This window comes from Pseudomonas fluorescens (genome assembly GCF_000967965.1).
In the GTDB taxonomy this organism is placed as follows: Bacteria; Pseudomonadota; Gammaproteobacteria; order Pseudomonadales; family Pseudomonadaceae; genus Aquipseudomonas; species Aquipseudomonas grandcourensis.
The window spans coordinates 70,433-87,419 of the sequence record NZ_LACC01000007.1 but is presented as its reverse complement, the minus strand read 5'-3'; the positions used below and the strand labels follow the sequence as shown (position 1 = coordinate 87,419).

Annotated in this window: 11 protein-coding genes, 1 tRNA gene and 1 pseudogene; 8 read left to right on the top strand and 5 right to left on the bottom strand. The window is 58.8% G+C overall.

Annotated elements, in window-relative coordinates; translation table 11 throughout:
- Positions 1–222: 222 nt before the first annotated feature.
- Together VC35_RS04995 and VC35_RS04990 are read left to right on the top strand one after the other, a co-directional pair.
- Positions 223–1,311: an HlyD family secretion protein gene (locus VC35_RS04995; RefSeq protein ID WP_046038168.1), complete on the top strand. Its 1,089-nt coding sequence runs from the start codon at positions 223–225 to the stop codon at positions 1,309–1,311.
- Complete coding sequence (locus VC35_RS04990; protein WP_046038167.1) at positions 1,301–2,851, top strand: MDR family MFS transporter; 1,551 nt, start codon at positions 1,301–1,303, stop codon at positions 2,849–2,851. The genes VC35_RS04995 and VC35_RS04990 overlap by 11 nt, the downstream gene beginning before the upstream one ends.
- A 133-nt stretch (positions 2,852–2,984) precedes the next feature.
- Here VC35_RS04990 and uvrB read toward each other — a convergent pair whose 3' ends face one another.
- A complete protein-coding gene (gene uvrB, locus VC35_RS04985; RefSeq protein ID WP_046038166.1) occupies positions 2,985–5,000 on the bottom strand; it encodes an excinuclease ABC subunit UvrB in 2,016 nt (671 codons plus the stop codon).
- 335 nt (positions 5,001–5,335) lie between these two features.
- Between uvrB and VC35_RS04980 the strand changes: the two genes are divergently transcribed.
- Together VC35_RS04980 and VC35_RS04975 are read left to right on the top strand one after the other, a co-directional pair.
- Positions 5,336–6,532 carry an amino acid aminotransferase gene (locus VC35_RS04980; protein WP_008050829.1) on the top strand — a complete coding sequence of 399 codons (1,197 nt, stop codon included), beginning with the start codon at positions 5,336–5,338 and terminating at the stop codon, positions 6,530–6,532.
- Positions 6,533–6,668: 136 nt separating this feature from the next.
- Positions 6,669–6,878 (top strand): hypothetical protein, encoded by a 210-nt coding sequence (locus VC35_RS04975; protein ID WP_046038165.1) that lies wholly within the window; start codon positions 6,669–6,671, stop codon positions 6,876–6,878.
- On the opposite strand, the gene VC35_RS04970 is transcribed toward VC35_RS04975, so the two are convergent.
- Positions 6,875–7,105: a hypothetical protein gene (locus VC35_RS04970; RefSeq protein WP_008007186.1), complete on the bottom strand. Its 231-nt coding sequence runs from the start codon at positions 7,103–7,105 to the stop codon at positions 6,875–6,877. The two genes, VC35_RS04975 and VC35_RS04970, sit on opposite strands and share 4 nt — an antisense overlap.
- A 227-nt stretch (positions 7,106–7,332) precedes the next feature.
- Between VC35_RS04970 and VC35_RS04965 the strand changes: the two genes are divergently transcribed.
- The 3 genes and pseudogenes from VC35_RS04965 to VC35_RS28650 all read left to right on the top strand — a co-directional run.
- Positions 7,333–7,408, top strand: a tRNA-Asn gene (locus VC35_RS04965).
- A 173-nt stretch (positions 7,409–7,581) separates the two neighbouring features.
- Positions 7,582–8,865, top strand: a complete 1,284-nt coding sequence (locus VC35_RS04960) for a tyrosine-type recombinase/integrase (protein WP_046038164.1) — start codon at positions 7,582–7,584, stop codon at positions 8,863–8,865.
- A gap of 911 nt (positions 8,866–9,776) precedes the next feature.
- Positions 9,777–9,923, top strand: a pseudogene (locus VC35_RS28650) (integrase); the annotation flags it as partial.
- 270 nt (positions 9,924–10,193) lie between these two features.
- Here VC35_RS28650 and VC35_RS04955 read toward each other — a convergent pair.
- The 3 genes from VC35_RS04955 to VC35_RS04945 all read right to left on the bottom strand — a co-directional run bounded on the left by VC35_RS04955 (position 10,194) and on the right by VC35_RS04945 (position 15,196).
- Positions 10,194–13,280 carry an efflux RND transporter permease subunit gene (locus VC35_RS04955; RefSeq protein ID WP_046038163.1) on the bottom strand — a complete coding sequence of 1,029 codons (3,087 nt, stop codon included), beginning with the start codon at positions 13,278–13,280 and terminating at the stop codon, positions 10,194–10,196.
- The gene (locus VC35_RS04950) at positions 13,277–14,398 is read right to left on the bottom strand and encodes an efflux RND transporter periplasmic adaptor subunit (RefSeq protein WP_046038162.1); all 1,122 of its coding nucleotides are present in this window, start codon (positions 14,396–14,398) and stop codon (positions 13,277–13,279) included. Before VC35_RS04950 ends, VC35_RS04955 begins: the two co-directional genes overlap by 4 nt.
- A 177-nt stretch (positions 14,399–14,575) precedes the next feature.
- On the bottom strand, positions 14,576–15,196 hold the full coding sequence (locus VC35_RS04945) for a TetR/AcrR family transcriptional regulator (RefSeq protein ID WP_046038161.1): 621 nt from the start codon (positions 15,194–15,196) through the stop codon (positions 14,576–14,578).
- An 87-nt stretch (positions 15,197–15,283) separates the two neighbouring features.
- Between VC35_RS04945 and VC35_RS04940 the strand changes: the two genes are divergently transcribed.
- Complete coding sequence (locus VC35_RS04940; RefSeq protein ID WP_080925259.1) at positions 15,284–16,801, top strand: efflux transporter outer membrane subunit; 1,518 nt, start codon at positions 15,284–15,286, stop codon at positions 16,799–16,801.
- Positions 16,802–16,987 lie beyond the last annotated feature (186 nt).

Genomic DNA, 16,987 nt, shown 5'->3' with positions numbered 1-16,987 from the left:
CTCGAAAAGAATAAAAGCGAAGTTCAAACAAGGCGCGAATGGTAACAGGCGACACCCGCCCGGCTCCAGCGAACAGGGCATTTAAGCCAAGGTTGCGTCTGTAACGCCCGTATCGGGAGGTGAAAGGCCAAATATCAGCCGACGGCATTTACCGCTTATCGGCTGTATGCCAGATTTGCCTGCTGATAACTTCCCTTACAATTTCTCGACTACAGTTTGCCCATGCCTGCCCAACTCAAGCGTCGCCTCTTCTCGTTCCTGCTGATTGTCCTGTTGATTGCCGGGGGCCTGTTTGCCCATTGGCTGTTCAAAGGGCGCTTTTATGAAAGCACCGACAATGCTTATGTCCAGGGCGAGATCACCCGCGTGTCGAGCCAATTGGGCGCGCGCATCGACCAGGTGCTAGTGCAGGACAACCAGCATGTCGAGAAAGGCCAGTTGCTGGTCAAACTCGAAGGCGACGACTTCCGCCTCGCTGTCGACCGCGCCAATGCCGCCCTGGCCACTCGCGAGGCCGAGCGCCTGCAAGCCCAGAGCAAACTGACCCAGCAGGCCAGCCTGATTGCCGCCAGCGAAGCGCAAGTCGCGTCCAGCCAGGCCAGCCTGGGTCGCTCGCAGATCGACCTGACCCGCGCCGAAACCTTGCGCAAACCAGGCTTTATTTCGGAAGAACGGGTGACCTCGCTCTCCGCCGACAACCACATCGCCCGCTCGCAAGTGGCCAAGGCCCAGGCCGACGCGCAAGGTCAGCGCCAGCAGGTCAATGCGCTGACTGCGGAGATCAAACGCCTCGACGCGCAGATCGCCAACGCAAAAACCGACCTGGCCCAGGCCGAACTGAACCTGACCCGCAGCGAAATCCACGCGCCCATCAGCGGCCTGATCGGCCAGCGTGCAGCCCGCGAAGGCCAATACGTGCAGGCCGGCGCCTACCTGTTGTCGATCGTGCCGGACGAAGACATCTGGATTCAGGCCAACTTCAAGGAAACCCAGATTGGCCACATGCAGCCCGGCCAGGAAGCCGAGCTGACCTTCGACGCCTACAGCGACACGCCGATCAAGGCCCGGGTCGACAGCCTGTTCGCCGCCTCGGGGGCGCAGTTCAGCCTGTTGCCGCCGGACAATGCCACGGGCAACTTCACCAAAGTCGTCCAACGGATTCCGGTCAAACTGACCTTCGCCGCGGACAATCCGCTACGCGGCAAGATCCGCCCGGGCATGTCGGTCACCGCCAAGGTGAACATCAAGGACGCCCCTGAAGATGTCATCCCCAAAGTGAGCCACAAAGACGCCCCTGACGATGGCCGGTGATCAACTGATCCGCCCGGTCGGCGAACCGACCCGGCGGGACTGGATTGCGGTGATGAGCGTGATGCTCGGTGCGTTCATGGCGGTGCTGGACATCCAGATCACCAACTCCTCGCTCAAGGATATCCAGGGCGCGCTATCTGCAACGCTGGAAGAAGGCTCGTGGATTTCCACCTCATACCTGGTGGCGGAAATCATCATGATCCCCCTCACCGCCTGGCTCGTGCAGTTGCTGTCGGCCCGGCGCCTGGCGGTTTGGGTGTCACTCGGGTTCCTGGCCGCGTCCCTGCTCTGCTCCATGGCGTGGAGCCTGGAAAGCATGATCGTATTCCGCGCCCTGCAAGGCTTTACCGGTGGCGCGCTGATTCCGCTGGCGTTCACCCTGACCTTGATCAAGCTCCCGGAACACCACCGCGCCAAAGGCATGGCCATGTTCGCCATGACCGCCACCTTCGCCCCGTCCATCGGCCCTACCCTCGGCGGCTGGCTGACGGAGAACTGGGGCTGGGAATACATTTTCTACATCAACATCCCGCCCGGCCTGATCATGATCGCCGGCCTGATGTACGGCCTGGAGAAAAAAGAAGCCCACTGGGAATTGCTGAAAAGCACCGACTACGCCGGCATTCTCACCCTCGGCGTCGGGCTCGGTTGCTTGCAGGTGTTTCTGGAGGAAGGCCATCGCAAGGACTGGCTGGAGTCGAACCTGATCGTGACCCTGGGCAGCATCGCGCTGGTCAGCCTGATCACCTTTGTGATCGTGCAGTTTTCCAAACCCAATCCGCTGATCAATCTCGGCATCCTCGGCAACCGCAACTTCGGGTTATCCAGTATTTCCAGCGTCGGGATGGGGGTCGGGCTGTACGGTTCGATCTACCTGTTGCCGCTGTACCTGGCGCAGATCCAGAACTACAACGCCCTGCAGATCGGTGAAGTGATCATGTGGATGGGCGTGCCACAGCTGTTCCTGATTCCGTTGGTGCCGAAGCTGATGAAGTTCATCTCGCCGAAATGGCTGTGCACCTTGGGCTTCGGGCTGTTCGGGTTGGCGAGTTTCTCTTCGGGCGTGCTGAACCCGGACTTTGCCGGGCCGCAGTTCAATCAGATCCAGATCATCCGCGCCCTGGGGCAGCCGCTGATCATGGTCACCATCTCGCTGATCGCCACCGCCTACATCCTGCCCCAGGATGCGGGATCGGCCTCGAGCCTGTTCAACATCCTGCGCAACCTCGGCGGCGCCATCGGCATCGCCCTGCTCGCCACGCTGCTGGATGCGCGGACCAAGGTTTACTTTGACTACCTGCGTGAATCCATCGTGCCGAGCAATCCGCAGGTGGCTGAACGGATCGCCTCGCTGGCCGACCGGCTGGGCAATGAAACGGCAGCACTGGGCAAACTCAGCGAGATCGCCCACCAACAGGCGTCGATCATGGCCTATAACGATGCGTTTCACTTTGTCGGGATTGCGCTGGGGATCAGCATGGTGGCGGTGTTGCTGACCAAGAAATTGCCGCAGGGGTTGAAGGCGGGTGAGGCGCACTAGTCAAGTATTGTGGTGCCAAGACTGGCCCCTTCGCGAGCAGGATCGCTCCCACATTGGACCGCGCCGGTCATGACAACTCGATCAACTGTAGGAGCGAGCCTGCTCGCGATGAGGCCGCTCCAGTCACCGCAAATCAAACAGTGATCAACCGCTCGCGCAACTTGGTAATCTCGTCGCGCATCTGCGCCGCCGCTTCGAACTCAAGATCCCGAGCAAGCTGATACATCTTCTCTTCCAGGGCTTTGATACGCTTGGCGATCTCGCCCGGTGAGCGCAGTTCGGCTTCGTACCGGGCGTTTTCCTCGGCAGCCTTGGCCATGCCCTTGCGCTTCTTGCTGCGCGAACCGGGCACAGTGGCGCCTTCCATGATGTCGGCAACGTCCTTGAACACGCCTTTGGGGGTGATGCCATTGGCCAGGTTGAAGGCGATCTGCTTGTCGCGACGGCGCTCGGTTTCACCAATGGCCCGCTCCATGGAACCGGTAATCCGGTCGGCGTAGAGAATCGCCCGACCATTGAGGTTACGCGCCGCCCGGCCGATGGTCTGGATCAGCGAGCGCTCGGAACGCAGGAAGCCTTCCTTGTCGGCATCGAGGATCGCCACCAGCGAGACTTCCGGCATGTCCAGGCCTTCACGCAACAGGTTGATGCCCACCAGCACATCGAAGGTGCCGAGGCGCAGGTCGCGGATGATCTCGACCCGCTCCACGGTGTCGATGTCCGAGTGCAGGTAACGCACGCGCACGCCGTGGTCGGCCAGGTAATCGGTCAAATCCTCGGCCATGCGCTTGGTCAGCGTGGTGACGAGTACCCGCTCTTCCAGAGCGACGCGCTTGCTGATTTCCGACAGCAAGTCGTCGACCTGGGTCAGTGCCGGGCGGATCTCGATTTGTGGGTCCACCAGCCCGGTCGGGCGCACCACCATGTCAATGACGCGCCCGGCGTGCTCGGCTTCATAGTTGCCCGGGGTCGCCGAGACGAAAATCGTCTGCGGGCTGATGCTTTCCCACTCATCGAAACGCATCGGCCGGTTGTCCAGGGCCGAAGGCAGGCGGAAACCGTATTCGACCAGGGTTTCCTTGCGCGAGCGGTCGCCCTTGTACATGGCGCCAACCTGCGGAACGCTGACGTGGGACTCGTCGATAACCAACAAGGCATCGGCCGGCAGGTAGTCGTAAAGGGTTGGTGGCGCCGCGCCGGCTTCGCGGCCGGACAGATAGCGCGAGTAGTTTTCGATGCCGTTGCAGTAACCCAGCTCGAGGATCATCTCCAGGTCGAAACGGGTGCGCTGCTCCAGGCGCTGGGCTTCCACCAGTTTGTTGTTGGAGCGCAGGTATTCCAGGCGCTCCTGCAACTCGACCTTGATGCCTTCGACCGCGCCCATCAGGGTTTCCCGTGGCGTCACGTAGTGGCTCTTCGGGTAGAAAGTGAAGCGCGGCAGCTTGCGAATGACTTCGCCGGTCAGCGGATCGAACGCCGACAGGCTTTCCACTTCATCGTCGAACAGTTCGATGCGGATCGCCTCGAAATCGGATTCCGCCGGGTGGATATCGATCACGTCGCCACGCACGCGGAAGGTCGCACGGGCAAAATCCATGTCGTTGCGGGTGTATTGCAGGTCGGCCAGGCGTCGCAGCAATTCGCGCTGATCGAGCCGGTCGCCGCGATCTACGTGCAACACCATCTTCAAATAGGTTTCCGGGCTGCCCAGACCGTAGATGCAGGACACTGTGGTGACGATGATCGCGTCCTTGCGCTCAAGCAATGCCTTGGTCGCCGACAGACGCATCTGCTCGATGTGGTCGTTGATCGACGCATCCTTCTCGATGAAGGTGTCCGAGGACGGCACGTAGGCTTCCGGCTGGTAGTAGTCGTAGTAGGAAACGAAATATTCCACGGCGTTGTTCGGGAAGAACGCCTTGAACTCACCGTACAACTGCGCCGCCAGCGTCTTGTTCGGCGCCAGCACCAGGGTCGGGCGCTGTACCTGGGCGATCACGTTGGCGATGCTGAAGGTCTTGCCCGAGCCGGTCACACCGAGCAGCGTCTGGTGCGCCAGCCCGGCTTCGATGCCCTCGACCATCAGGCGGATGGCTTCCGGCTGATCGCCGGCGGGCTCGAAACGGGTGACTAGCTGGAATTCAGACATGAAATACCTCTGGTTCACTCTTGCCGGTATAAACGGCACGAACGAGAAAGACCGCAAACGACCGATGTCGCCCGAAGAAAAAACTGGATTGTGCTCAATGTGGAGCCGATTGCCAGCGCTTTCAAGGCAAACGTCCTACATCGCGCAAAACCTTTGCCGACGCCAATCGACTACCGGTCGAGAAATAATCGGAAAAACTTACCCGAAATGCTGATTCGCCTGTCGCCAGCCATCGCCGATGGCCTCTATACTAGCTCCCCGTTTGTGCACCGCTCTAGTGCATTCGGCTGGAGCGCGACACGTCCCTCCACACTCCATTCAGAGCCGCCGCAATAATGAGCCTGTTCTCCGCTGTCGAAATGGCACCACGCGATCCAATCCTGGGCCTCAACGAAGCATTCAACGCCGATACCCGGACCAACAAAGTCAACCTGGGAGTCGGTGTTTACTGCAACGAGGAGGGGCGAATTCCACTCCTGCGCGCCGTTGTCGAAGCCGAAACCATTCGCGCCGCTCAACACGTTTCCCGTGGCTACCTGCCAATCGACGGCATCGCCGCCTACGACCAGGCTGTGCAGAAATTGCTGTTCGGCAATGATTCGCCGCTGATCGCCGCTGGCCGCGTCATCACCACCCAGGCCGTTGGCGGTACTGGCGCACTGAAGATCGGTGCCGACTTCCTCAAGCAACTGCTGCCGAACGCCGTCGTGGCGATCAGCGACCCAAGCTGGGAAAACCACCGCGCGCTGTTCGAAACCGCCGGTTTCCCTGTACAGAACTACCGTTACTACGACGCCGCGACCCACGACGTGAACCGTACCGGCATGCTGGAAGACCTGAACGCGCTGCCAAACGGCTCGATCATTGTGCTGCACGCCTGCTGCCACAACCCGACCGGCGTGGACCTGAGCCCGGCGGACTGGAAAAACGTCCTGGAAGTCGTCAAAGCCAAAGGCCACGTGCCATTCCTCGACATGGCCTACCAGGGCTTTGGCGATGGCATCGACGAAGACGCCGCCGCCGTACGCCTGTTTGCTGAGTCGGGCCTGACTTTCTTCGCCTCCAGCTCGTTCTCCAAGTCGTTCTCGCTGTACGGCGAGCGCGTTGGGGCCCTGTCGATCGTCAGCGAATCGAAAGAAGAAAGCGCGCGTGTGTTGTCGCAAGTCAAACGCGTGATCCGCACCAACTACTCCAACCCGCCGACCCACGGTGCCAGCGTTGTCGCTGCGGTGCTGAACAGCCCGGAACTGCGCGCCCAGTGGGAAGCCGAACTGGCCGAAATGCGCCTGCGCATTCGCGGCATGCGTACCCAGATGGTCGACCTGTTGGCACAAAAAGCGCCTCAGCGCGATTTCAGCTTCGTCGGTCGTCAGTGCGGCATGTTCTCGTACTCCGGTCTGACGGTTGAGCAAGTTCACCGTCTGCGCAACGAGTTCGGCATCTACGCGCTGGACACCGGCCGCATCTGCGTGGCCGCACTGAACCAGAGCAACATCAAGGTTGTGACGGACGCTATCGTCCAGGTCATCTGATTACGCCTTGAAATGAAAAACGGGAAGCCATATGGCTTCCCGTTTTTTATTTGTTGCAGATTAATCTCAAAGCAGTGGCTCTGCCCTCTAAACTCCACAGACTTGTATACACCCTGGAATTCCTGCGAGAACCCACATGAAAAACGATGACCTGCGCGCCGACCGCGATGACCTGGATGATCTGGATCATTTCATCCCCCGCGCCCCGACAAAACGTGGCAACAACCTGGTAATGCAAGTCGCTGCTGGTGTATTCCTCGGCGGCCTGGCCCTGTGGCTGGTGCAATTGGGGGCCACGGCGCTCTACGCCAAACTGATGCTTGGCACGATTACCTTCGGCGGTTAAGCCAGTTCGGTCGCACGCTGGCTGGCAGCGTCGTCGTAGGCGACATACAGCGATTCCGCGACCTGGCTCTTGATCGCTTTAGTGCTTTCCAGGCCCAGGACAAAACCTTCGGCCTTACCGCCCGCGCGGTTTAATTCGTCAGCCGTACTGGCCTGAGTAATGGCGTCGAACAGTTTTTCGGCGTGCGGGCCGACACCTTTGGGCAGGCTGATCTGGGCGATGCTCATGCACGCACCCCATGGTTTTGATGGGTGATGGCTGGATGATTCATGACGCGTACCTTTTTGGCGAATGGACGGTAGCGCGTGTAACCACTTCCGGGCGGCCATGGTAGACCTCTGGGGTGATTCTGGTAACCGCCAATCGCCGCTAAACCACCGCCCGTCCCGATGACTCGCTCAAATTGTTATTCGATGCTTGACTTCTCTTTTTGAATCAGTAAGATACGCGCCATTCCGCGATAGCTCAGTTGGTAGAGCAAGTGACTGTTAATCACTGGGTCCCTGGTTCGAGTCCAGGTCGTGGAGCCAGACAAGGTTCCAGAGAAGGCTTTCAAAATCTCTGACCCCCCCGAAAAACCCGCCTTCTGGCGGGTTTTTTCGTTTTGGCGTTCTGTCGGATTCTCGTGAATCCTGGTGGATACCAACCGTTTTAAGGATAGAGTTTGGGGTAGAAGGTCAGCTCGATAAAAGGGAGTACCCTTATGTCGCGCACTACTGCTCCACTCTCCGACTCCACTTGCCGTTCGGCCAAGCCCACAGACCGCGCCTACAAGCTTTTCGACGGCGACGGCCTTTACCTTCTAGTCCAACCCAATGGCCGGGAAGGACTGACCTCATTCGGCAACTACCCCATCGTTGGCCTCGCGGCTGCGCGCCGCAAGCGCTTGGAGTCCAAGCGAATGCTGGCGGATGGCATTGACCCTATAGGAGCCAAGAACCAAGCCAAGACGGACGCTCTGATCAAAGGCCGCACCTTTGAAAGCGTTGCCCTCGGCTGGCACACGGAAATGTCAGCCAAGTGGGCACCGGACTATTCCAAGACAGTGATGAGTCGCCTCAAAACTCACCTCTTCCCGCTGATCGGCGCCCGCGCCATTGTCGACCTCGACACCCACGACCTTATGCGCCCCCTGGAAGTGATCAAGAGGCGCGGAACGATAGACGTTGCTTTAAGGGTACAAAACTACCTGCAGAGCATCATGCGCGAAGCAAAGCGCCTCCGGCTCATCACCGTAAACCCTGCTTACGACCTCGAAGGCTCGATCAAAGCCTCGCGGGTCGTCCACCGCCCCGCTTTATCCTTATCGCGCCTGCCTGAATTGCAGGAACGGATCGACACCTATAAAGGCCGGGCACTTACCCGGCTGACGGTCTTGCTGTCGCTGCACGTGTTTGTACGCTCCAGCGAGCTGCGCTTCGCCCGCTGGAGCGAGTTCGACCTCAAACGTGGCGCCTGGGAAATACCCGACACGCGACCAGCGTTGGAAGGCGTACCCTTTTCCACAAGGGGTACGAAGATGGCAGGCGATATCCATCTTGTACCCTTATCGCCGCAAGCGATCGCCCTGCTCGAGCAGATCCACGCAATCACAGGCAAATTTGACTTGGTGTTCGCAGGCGATACCAAGTCTTGGAAACCAATGTCCGAAAACACGGTGAACAGCGCGCTTCGGAAGATGGGGTACGACACCAAATCCGAGATCTGTGGCCATGGGTTTCGTTCGATGGCCTGCAGCGCACTGATCGAGTCAGGTTTGTGGACGGACTCAGCCATCGAGCGGCAGATGAGCCACAAGGAACGCAACAACGTCCGCGCCGCTTACATCCACAAGGCAGAGTTCATCGAGGAGCGCAGGCTGATCATGAACTGGTGGAGTCGCTACCTTGAGGCTAATCAGCAGAAGCATGTCAGCCCACGCGAATTCGCCAATCAGACGGGTGCGAACGTCACTCGCCTAAAAGCAAAACGTGGCGCAACTGAGTAAGCGCTCGGTCTTCATATCTCAGTGATCCGCTTGTCCACGCGGATCCATCCAAGTGGGGCTGCAAAGCCGCCCTGTTTGGATGGACCTCACTTAAAAAATCTAAAGCCCACACAATTGTCTGCGGAAAACCACTGATTTCCATCGGTGGATAATTTCATCCGCAGCCGCAGAACTCCCAACAATTCGAGCCTTGACCCGAATTCTCCACAGGCGTAGAAAAGGTCGGGCAAAGCGCTGTCGTTGACAGCAACCCAGGTAGCCAGAACCTTTAAGGTTACGCCACACCGTGGTGGTTCTCCCAAAGTGCGATTAGCGTCCGGCGGCTCGCACGGTCACAGCGATGTGATGGATGCCTACTTTTACCAGTGTGCCCACTGCGGCAACTCATCCCCTTTCATAGCTGCTCTGCAGCAACCTATTCGCTTGGCCATTTCACTGCGCCAACCTGCGCCCGTCTCTTTCTCCCGGAAAGAGACGGGCGCTCCTACCGCTGCTGCAGCCCACCTAGTACAAGGCTTTGCGGCATTCCCCCTCGTGACAATCGGCGTGACAAATACCGAAGTCACCAGCAACAGCGATGCAGATGATGGTGCCGCAGCCCAGGGAATGGACTGCACCTGACTGACAGTCAGGCGCGCCCTGGTCATCGCCTCACTGCCTTCACCTGACTCAGGATCTCGCGGCGTTGGTCTCGTCAGCCAGTACAGCCTCCACCCGCCCACTTCTTCGGAGGTGTTCAGGAGGCCAGATCATGAGATGCCCATGCTCCCGGTCGTAAAGAGCCGCCAGTCCCGCGTTAGTGGACAACCCTCACAGGTCGCAGGGGCCTTGATCCCTGATAACACTCAACATTCTTGGCGGGATGACGTGAGGGAAAGTTTCAACGGTTTGGCTTCGAGAGTAATTTGATCATGGCATTGGTCGGTAGAAGGAATGGGCGGAATTTTGGCTACGGCCGGCAATTGAGCTATGCCGGGCCATAGGCGTTGAAAGACCTGTTTGGCGGCTGGCATTACGGCACGGTCAAAGCGCACAGTGATCGGTGGCAAGCGGTAATCACTGAAGGTGGGATAGCAGAAACAACTGTTGCGCTGAGTTCACTGCACGCTAGGTAAAAATCGCTACGGTCTGGCGTGCCCACAATCCGGCCATGCCTCAAACAACACCGCCTGCAATGACAGGGCTGCAGATAGCCCGTCAAACACAGTTCTTCCCTGGAGCCAGTTGGCCGGAGCCACGAAGGGCGCAGCGGGATCAAACTGTTGAGTAAACTGGGCCAACGAGCTCATATCGATTTTCCTTTTTGAGACGATCCAGGCACGCAGGTATCAAGCAACATGAGTGTTCGCTGCAAGCTCATGCGCGGGCTCAGGCTTGATCTTGAACCAGAGGGCGTACATCGCTGGCAGGAACACCAAGGTCAGCACTGTGCCGGCAAACGTACCGCCAATCAGGGTGTACGCCAGCGCTCCCCAGAACACCGAATGGGTCAGCGGAATGAACGCCAGCATCGCCGCCAACGCCGTGAGAATCACTGGCCGTGCACGCTGCACAGTGGCTTCGACCACTGCGTCATAAGGCGACAGACCGGCTTGCTTATTAGAGTGAATCTGGCCAATGAGGATCAGCGTGTTGCGCATCAGAATCCCTGACAAGGCAATCAATCCCACCAAGGCGTTGATCCCGAACGGCTGCTGGAACAGCAGCAGAATTGGCACCACACCAATCAGGCCCAAAGGCGCGGTGGCGAACACCATCATCATTGCCGACATCGAGCGCACCTGAATGACGATGGTCAGCAACATCAGCGCGATCATGATCGGGAACAACGGCAGCAATGCCTTGTTTGCTTTACCCGACTCCTCGATCGCGCCGGCAAACTCAATGCGGTAGCCCGCCGGCAGCTTTTCGATGATGGGTTGCAACTGCGTTATCAAGGCGTTGGAGACATCGGGAGGCTGAAGACCTTCAGCCACGTCACCGCGCACGGTGATGGTCGGCGTCCGATCACGACGTCGCAGGATGGGCTCTTCCATGCGCACATCCACCGCCCCTACCTGGGACAGCGAAACGCGCTGGCCTTGGACGCCGGTCAGCGTGAAGGCGGCAATTTTCGATGGATCCAGACGCGTCTCACCAGCGGAGCGAGCGACCACCTGAACCGAACGAATGTCCTCACGCACCTCGGTGACAGGCACCCCCGTGAGCAGAAATTGCAGCTGTTGCGCGACATCGGTCGAGGTCAAGCCGAATGCTTGCAGGCGATCCTGATCCAGCGTGAGATGAAGTGCCGGCACGCGCTCGCCCAAGTCGGTGTTGACGGTCCTCATCATGGGGCTGGCGGTCATGACCTCACGCACCTGCGCGGCGATATCCCGCAACACTGCGGGGTTGGCGCCCATCACCCGAAAGGCCACCGGATACGGTGAGTAAGGACCAAATACCAACTGCGTCACCCGCACGCGGGCTTCAGGCGCCAAGCCATCGGCCGCCGCTTGTCTGAGGCGGAGCTTGAGCGCCTCACGCTCTTGCTGATTCGCGGTCAGGACGACGATTTTTGCGAAGGATGGATCGGGTAGTTCAGGGGCCATCGCCAAGTAGAACCGCGGCGCGCCCTGGCCAATGTAAGCAGTGACGATCTTGGCCTCCGGCTGCTGAGCCAACCACGCCTCGACCTTGGCCGCCGCCACATCAGTCTGTTCGATAGAGGTGCCGTAAGGCATCTGCACCTCAACCAGCACCTCAGGCCGGTCGGACGTGGGGAAGAACTGCTTGTTGACCACGCCCATGCCCAAAATCGCAACAACAAACAAGCCCACGACGGATGTCGCCACCAGGCCTTTGCGGCGGATCACACTGCCCAGCAGGCGCCTGAAACGCTGGTAGTTCGGTGTACCGTAAATCGCCGTATGCCCGCCTTCAGGCACCTTGATCTGCGGCAGCAGTTTGACGCCCAGGTAAGGGGTAAACACCACGGCCACCACCCAGGAAGTGATCAGCGCAATGCCAACGATCCAGAACATGTTCGCGGTGTACTCACCAGCGGTCGACTTGGCAAAACCGTTGGGCATAAAGCCGATCGCCGTCACCAACGTCCCCGACAACATCGGCGCGGCCGTGTGGCTCCAGGCATAAGCGGAGGCCTTGATTCGGTCGTAGCCCTCCTCCATCTTCACCACCATCATTTCAATGGCAATGATTGCATCGTCCACCAGCAGCCCCAGCGCCAGAATCAACGAGCCCAGGGTAATTCGATCGAAGTCTTTGCCCGTGGCCGCCATGACAATGAACACGGCCGCCAGAGTCAGCGGCACCGCTGCGGCAACCACAACGCCGACACGCCAGCCCATGCTGAGAAAACACACCAGCAGCACCACGCCCAAGGCAGCAAAAAACTTCACCATGAACTCGTTGACGGAGGCGCCAATATTCACCGCCTGATCCGTGACCTTGGTCAGGCTCATGCCCAAAGGCATCTGCTCGTTGATCGCTGTGGCCTCAGCGTCCAGCGACTTCCCCAAATCCAGGCCGTTCCAGCCGTCGCGCATGACCACGCCGAGCAACAGTGCCGGCTCGCCGTTATTGCGTACCAGGAATGTCGCGGGGTCCTCATAACCGCGCTTGACCTCAGCCACATCGGACAACTTGAGGGTTCTGCCCTGCACTGTCAGCGGGGTATTGCGAATCTTCTGCAGGTCATCAAACGCGCCATCCAGGCGGATGAAAACCTGGGGCCCCTTCGCTTCTACCGAACCGGCCGGCGTTATCATGTTTTGCGTGTTCAACGCACTGAAGATGTCTCGTGCAGAAATGCCCAGTGTCGCCAGACGCTCGTAGGACAGCTCGACAAAAACGCGCTCGGCCTGTTCACCGATGATGTTGACCTTCTTCACACCCGCCACATGCAGCAGACGCTGGCGCAAGCTCTCGGCTTCGCGCACCAACAGACGTTGGGGCTCGCCCTTGGCCTTGAGCGCATAGAGCGCGAAGGTGACATCGGAATACTCATCATTGACCATCGGGCCGATCACCCCAGACGGCAACCCCTTCTGCTCATCCAGGATTTTCTTGCGCGCCTGGTAAAACTCCTCCTGGACGGCTGAGGGGGGCGTGCTGTCGAGCAGGTACACCGTAGTGAATGCCAAGCCGGGCCGGGTAAAGGTCTCGGTCCGATCGTACCAACGCAGTTCCTGCATGCGTTTTTCCAGCTTTTCTACCACCTGGTCTTGCATCTCCTGGGCCGTCGCCCCAGGCCAGGCGGTGACCACCGTCATTTGTTTAATGGTGAATGCGGGATCTTCCGCACGCCCCAGTTTGAAGAAGGCGTACAACCCACCCACAGAAATCAGCAGGATCAAAAACAGGGTGATTGAGCGCTCGCGTACGGCCAGCGCCGAAAGATTGAAGCCGCTCATCGACTTACCTCAACCACTGAATTTTGCGGAGCATCGGCGAGTTCAGTCCTGACCTTCTCTCCCCCGCTCAGCAAGTGAGCACCCAATGCGACAACACGATCACCCACCTGCAGATCCCCCGTCACGCGCACGCTGGCCTCATTATTCAGGCCGCGAACCTTGATCGGGCGCCATGCCACCTGCTCAGCTTCCCCGCCCACCACCCAGACCCCCGGGCCTTTACCGGCGTCGTAGAGGGCCCCCATGGGCACCTGTAATTCCTTGGCATCAGCAACATCCGTGTCAGCGATAACCACTGAGATTGTCGAACCCAGGGTGGCGTTGGAGAGTGCCCCCTCCAGCACATAACGCGCTTCAAACGTTCGGGTCTGTCGGTCGGCAGAGTCGGACAACTGGCGTAAACGCGCTTTACCTGCAGTCTGGTGCTGGCCGTATAGCTCAACCGTCGCCGCCGAGTCCAGCGCAGGACGTAGCGTCTCGGGTAACTGGATCACGGCCTCGCGCTGCCCTGAATGGGCAACGCGTACCACCACCTGCCCTGCGCCAACTACCTGCCCCGGCTCCGCCAAGGTATCCACTACCACCCCGTCAGCATCCGCCAGCAACGTCGAATAACCGGTCGCGTTTTTCGCCACATCAGCCTGGGCCTGGGCAGCGTTGAGTTGGGCTTTCGCCGAGTCGGCAGCTGCTTTGAACCCTGCGTAAGCTGAAGCAGATACCGCTCCGACGGACACCAGATCACGGTAGCGAAGCTCGTCATCGGAGGCCTGCCGAGCTCGGGCCATGGCGGCCAGTACCGCTTCCTGCTGTGCCCGCGCGGTCAGCGTCAGGTCGTTGGCATCGATTCGCATAAGTGGCTGCCCGCGCTTGACACTCTGTCCAGCATCCACCAAACGCTCCAAGACCTTCCCAGGTACCCGAAAACCGAGATCGCTCTGAACTCGGGCCGCGACGATACCGGTGAATACCCGTGCCGCAGGCGCGGAGGGTTGAACCACGCCGATGCGCACCAAGGGCACTTGAAGGCGAGGATCGGCAGGCGTGGCCTCGTTGCAGGCCGCTAGGGCAAACGGCAACAAGACAATGAAAATGGCTGACATGCGGTGGCGCTGGATCATAAAGACCTCTCGGTAGCGGATGCACCATGCTTATTCAAGTGACCATTTATGTCAATAGTCACTACCGAGACGAATGAACATCGCCCACTTGATCAGAGCAAAGCAAAGAGGCTCGATATCTAGTTTTTTCAGGCGCACACGCTGATACGGATGCGCAGCGCATCCGTCAGCAGAGGTTTAAGGCATCAGGCTGCGCAGAACAAGATTGGAGATGAGAGAAGGGGCTTCTTCAACAAAATCGAGGTTGTACTGCAATAGCAGAGGATTGATGAAGGGCCGCAGAGCGAGATGAATCGCCTCTACCGTCTCGTCCAGCGGAGTCTTGCGTTCAAACTCACCGAGCTCTCGCCCCTCACGCACGATTTGCAACACGAAGCTCTTGATCTGAGCGTCATAGACTTGTGAGCTGGGCCATCGCTCCGACGCGGCGAACGCTGCGATGTCGTAGAGTTTACGGTCGCTAAAGAACAGGCTCACACCTGTAGCGATTAAGGTTTTGACCAGGCGCCGAAAACGTTCAGTCGGCGAGATGCCGTCTACATTGATGGCTTGCTCCACTGCCGCAACGATTTCAGTCAGGCAATTGGTACAGATAGCGTTACCAATCGCCTGCTTGGATTCAAAGAATTTGTAGATGTAAGCCTTGGAAAAGCCGATGGCCTTGGCTAGGTCAGAAACCGTTGTTTTGCCATAACCGTATTGACTGAAATGTTCGTTGGCCGCCGCGACAATCTGGTCTCGAATGTCGTGATCGGCTGGGCCACGGGCGCTGGGCGAAGAAACTGATGGCTGATTCATGCGAGCAGCTTACTCATCCCAAAGGTGGTTGACAACTTGTGACCAATTTGTAATATAGTCACAAACCGACCCTTTCGCAGGTATCGCATGTACCCTCCTCCTCGTTTCGCCGTCTTACTGTGTTTGGGTATGGTTGCAGGTTGCGCAGTGGGCCCCGACTACTCAAAACCCCGTGTGGAATTGCCCGAGCATTTCTCGGCGCAAACGTCCAAGGCACGACAAGTGGCCGCCGCAAATGCCGATCTCGCCGCTTGGTGGAACGCATTTAATGACCCGATACTCAGTCAGCTGATAAATCGAGCACTTGAACAGAACCTCGATTTAGCCCAGGCAAGCGCAAGGATCGATCAGGCTCGCGCCGGTTTGGGGGCCGCTAACGCAGCACTCCTGCCGTCGGCCACCGTCAACGGTCAAGCGGCCCGAGCCCGACAGTCATTGGAGACTCCGTTAGGCCAAGTGCTGAATTCAGACCCTTCCTATAATCGCTACGGCAGTGCCTATGAGGCGAATTTGAATGCCAGTTGGGAGCTGGATGTGTTTGGCGGGCTGCGCCGAGGTAAAGAAGCGGCCTTCGCCGATTATCAGGCCTCGCAAGCCGGAGCGATTGCCACACGCCTGGCAGTGGTCGCGCAAACAGCCGACCTTTACATCAGCATCCGTGGCCTGCAAGCACGTCTGGAAATTGCCCGGCAGCAAGTAGACACACGACAACAACTGCTCACCACCATCGAACATCTCTACGCAAAAGGCCTGGCGGCTGAACTGCAGTTGAACCAGACCCAAGGCGCGCTGAACCAAGCGCAGGCCACCGTGCCGGTACTGCAAGCAGGCATTGACACGGCAATGAATGCGCTGGATGTCATGTTGGGCAAGGCGCCCGGCACTTACAGCGCGCAGTTGACTAAGCTGGCGCCCATCCCTGAGGTGCCAGGCCTCTCGGACATGGGCGCTCCAGCCGACCTGCTGCGTCGGCGTCCAGACTTGATCGTCGCGGAGCGCCGTCTTGCGGCATCCAGCGCGCGCATCGGCGAAGCCATGTCCGAGTACTACCCCAAACTGTCTGTGGCTGCGCTGCTCGGCAGTGCTACATCGGTATCCAGCGCAAACCTGTTCAGCAACGGCGCCAGTCAGGCTTCGGCGGCACTGGGATTACGCTGGCGGCTGTTCGATTTTGGCCGCATCAACGCCCAGATTGATTTGGCAAAGGGCCAGGAAGCCGAAGCCTTGGCCGCTTACCGCCAGTCCGTTCTGCGGGCCTGCGAAGATGTGGAAAGCGCTGTTTCGGCACGGATCAACCGCGAGCAACAATCGACCCAGCTCGCCCAGGGCGAGTCGGCGTATGCGAAAGCCAGAGCGACATCGTTTGCCGCCTATGAAAAAGGCGCGGTCAGCTTGATCGAAGTGCTGGATGCCGATGAACATCTCCTAGCGGCATCTGATGGCAGAGCCCAGGCACAAACTGAATCGGCTCGCGCTGCAGTGGCCACGTTCAAAGCATTGGGCGGCGGTTGGCAGCGAGATGACTCAGATGCTCGCGTTGTCTCAAAAAGAGCGGAAACTCGAATGGTTTTTCCTGATCCAGGGATATCGAAAGAACTCCAATAAAATACGGGCTGGATTAGGATAATCGTAGGGATATATATACTAAAAAACAGAGTAATTTCATTGTAGAACAAATGCTTATTTTTCTGTTCGAGTCCAGGTCGTGCCAGATTATGTTCAGAGAAGGGTTTCAAAATCTCTGACCACCAAAAACCCGCCTTCCGGCGCAATACCGTTCATTTAAGAGAT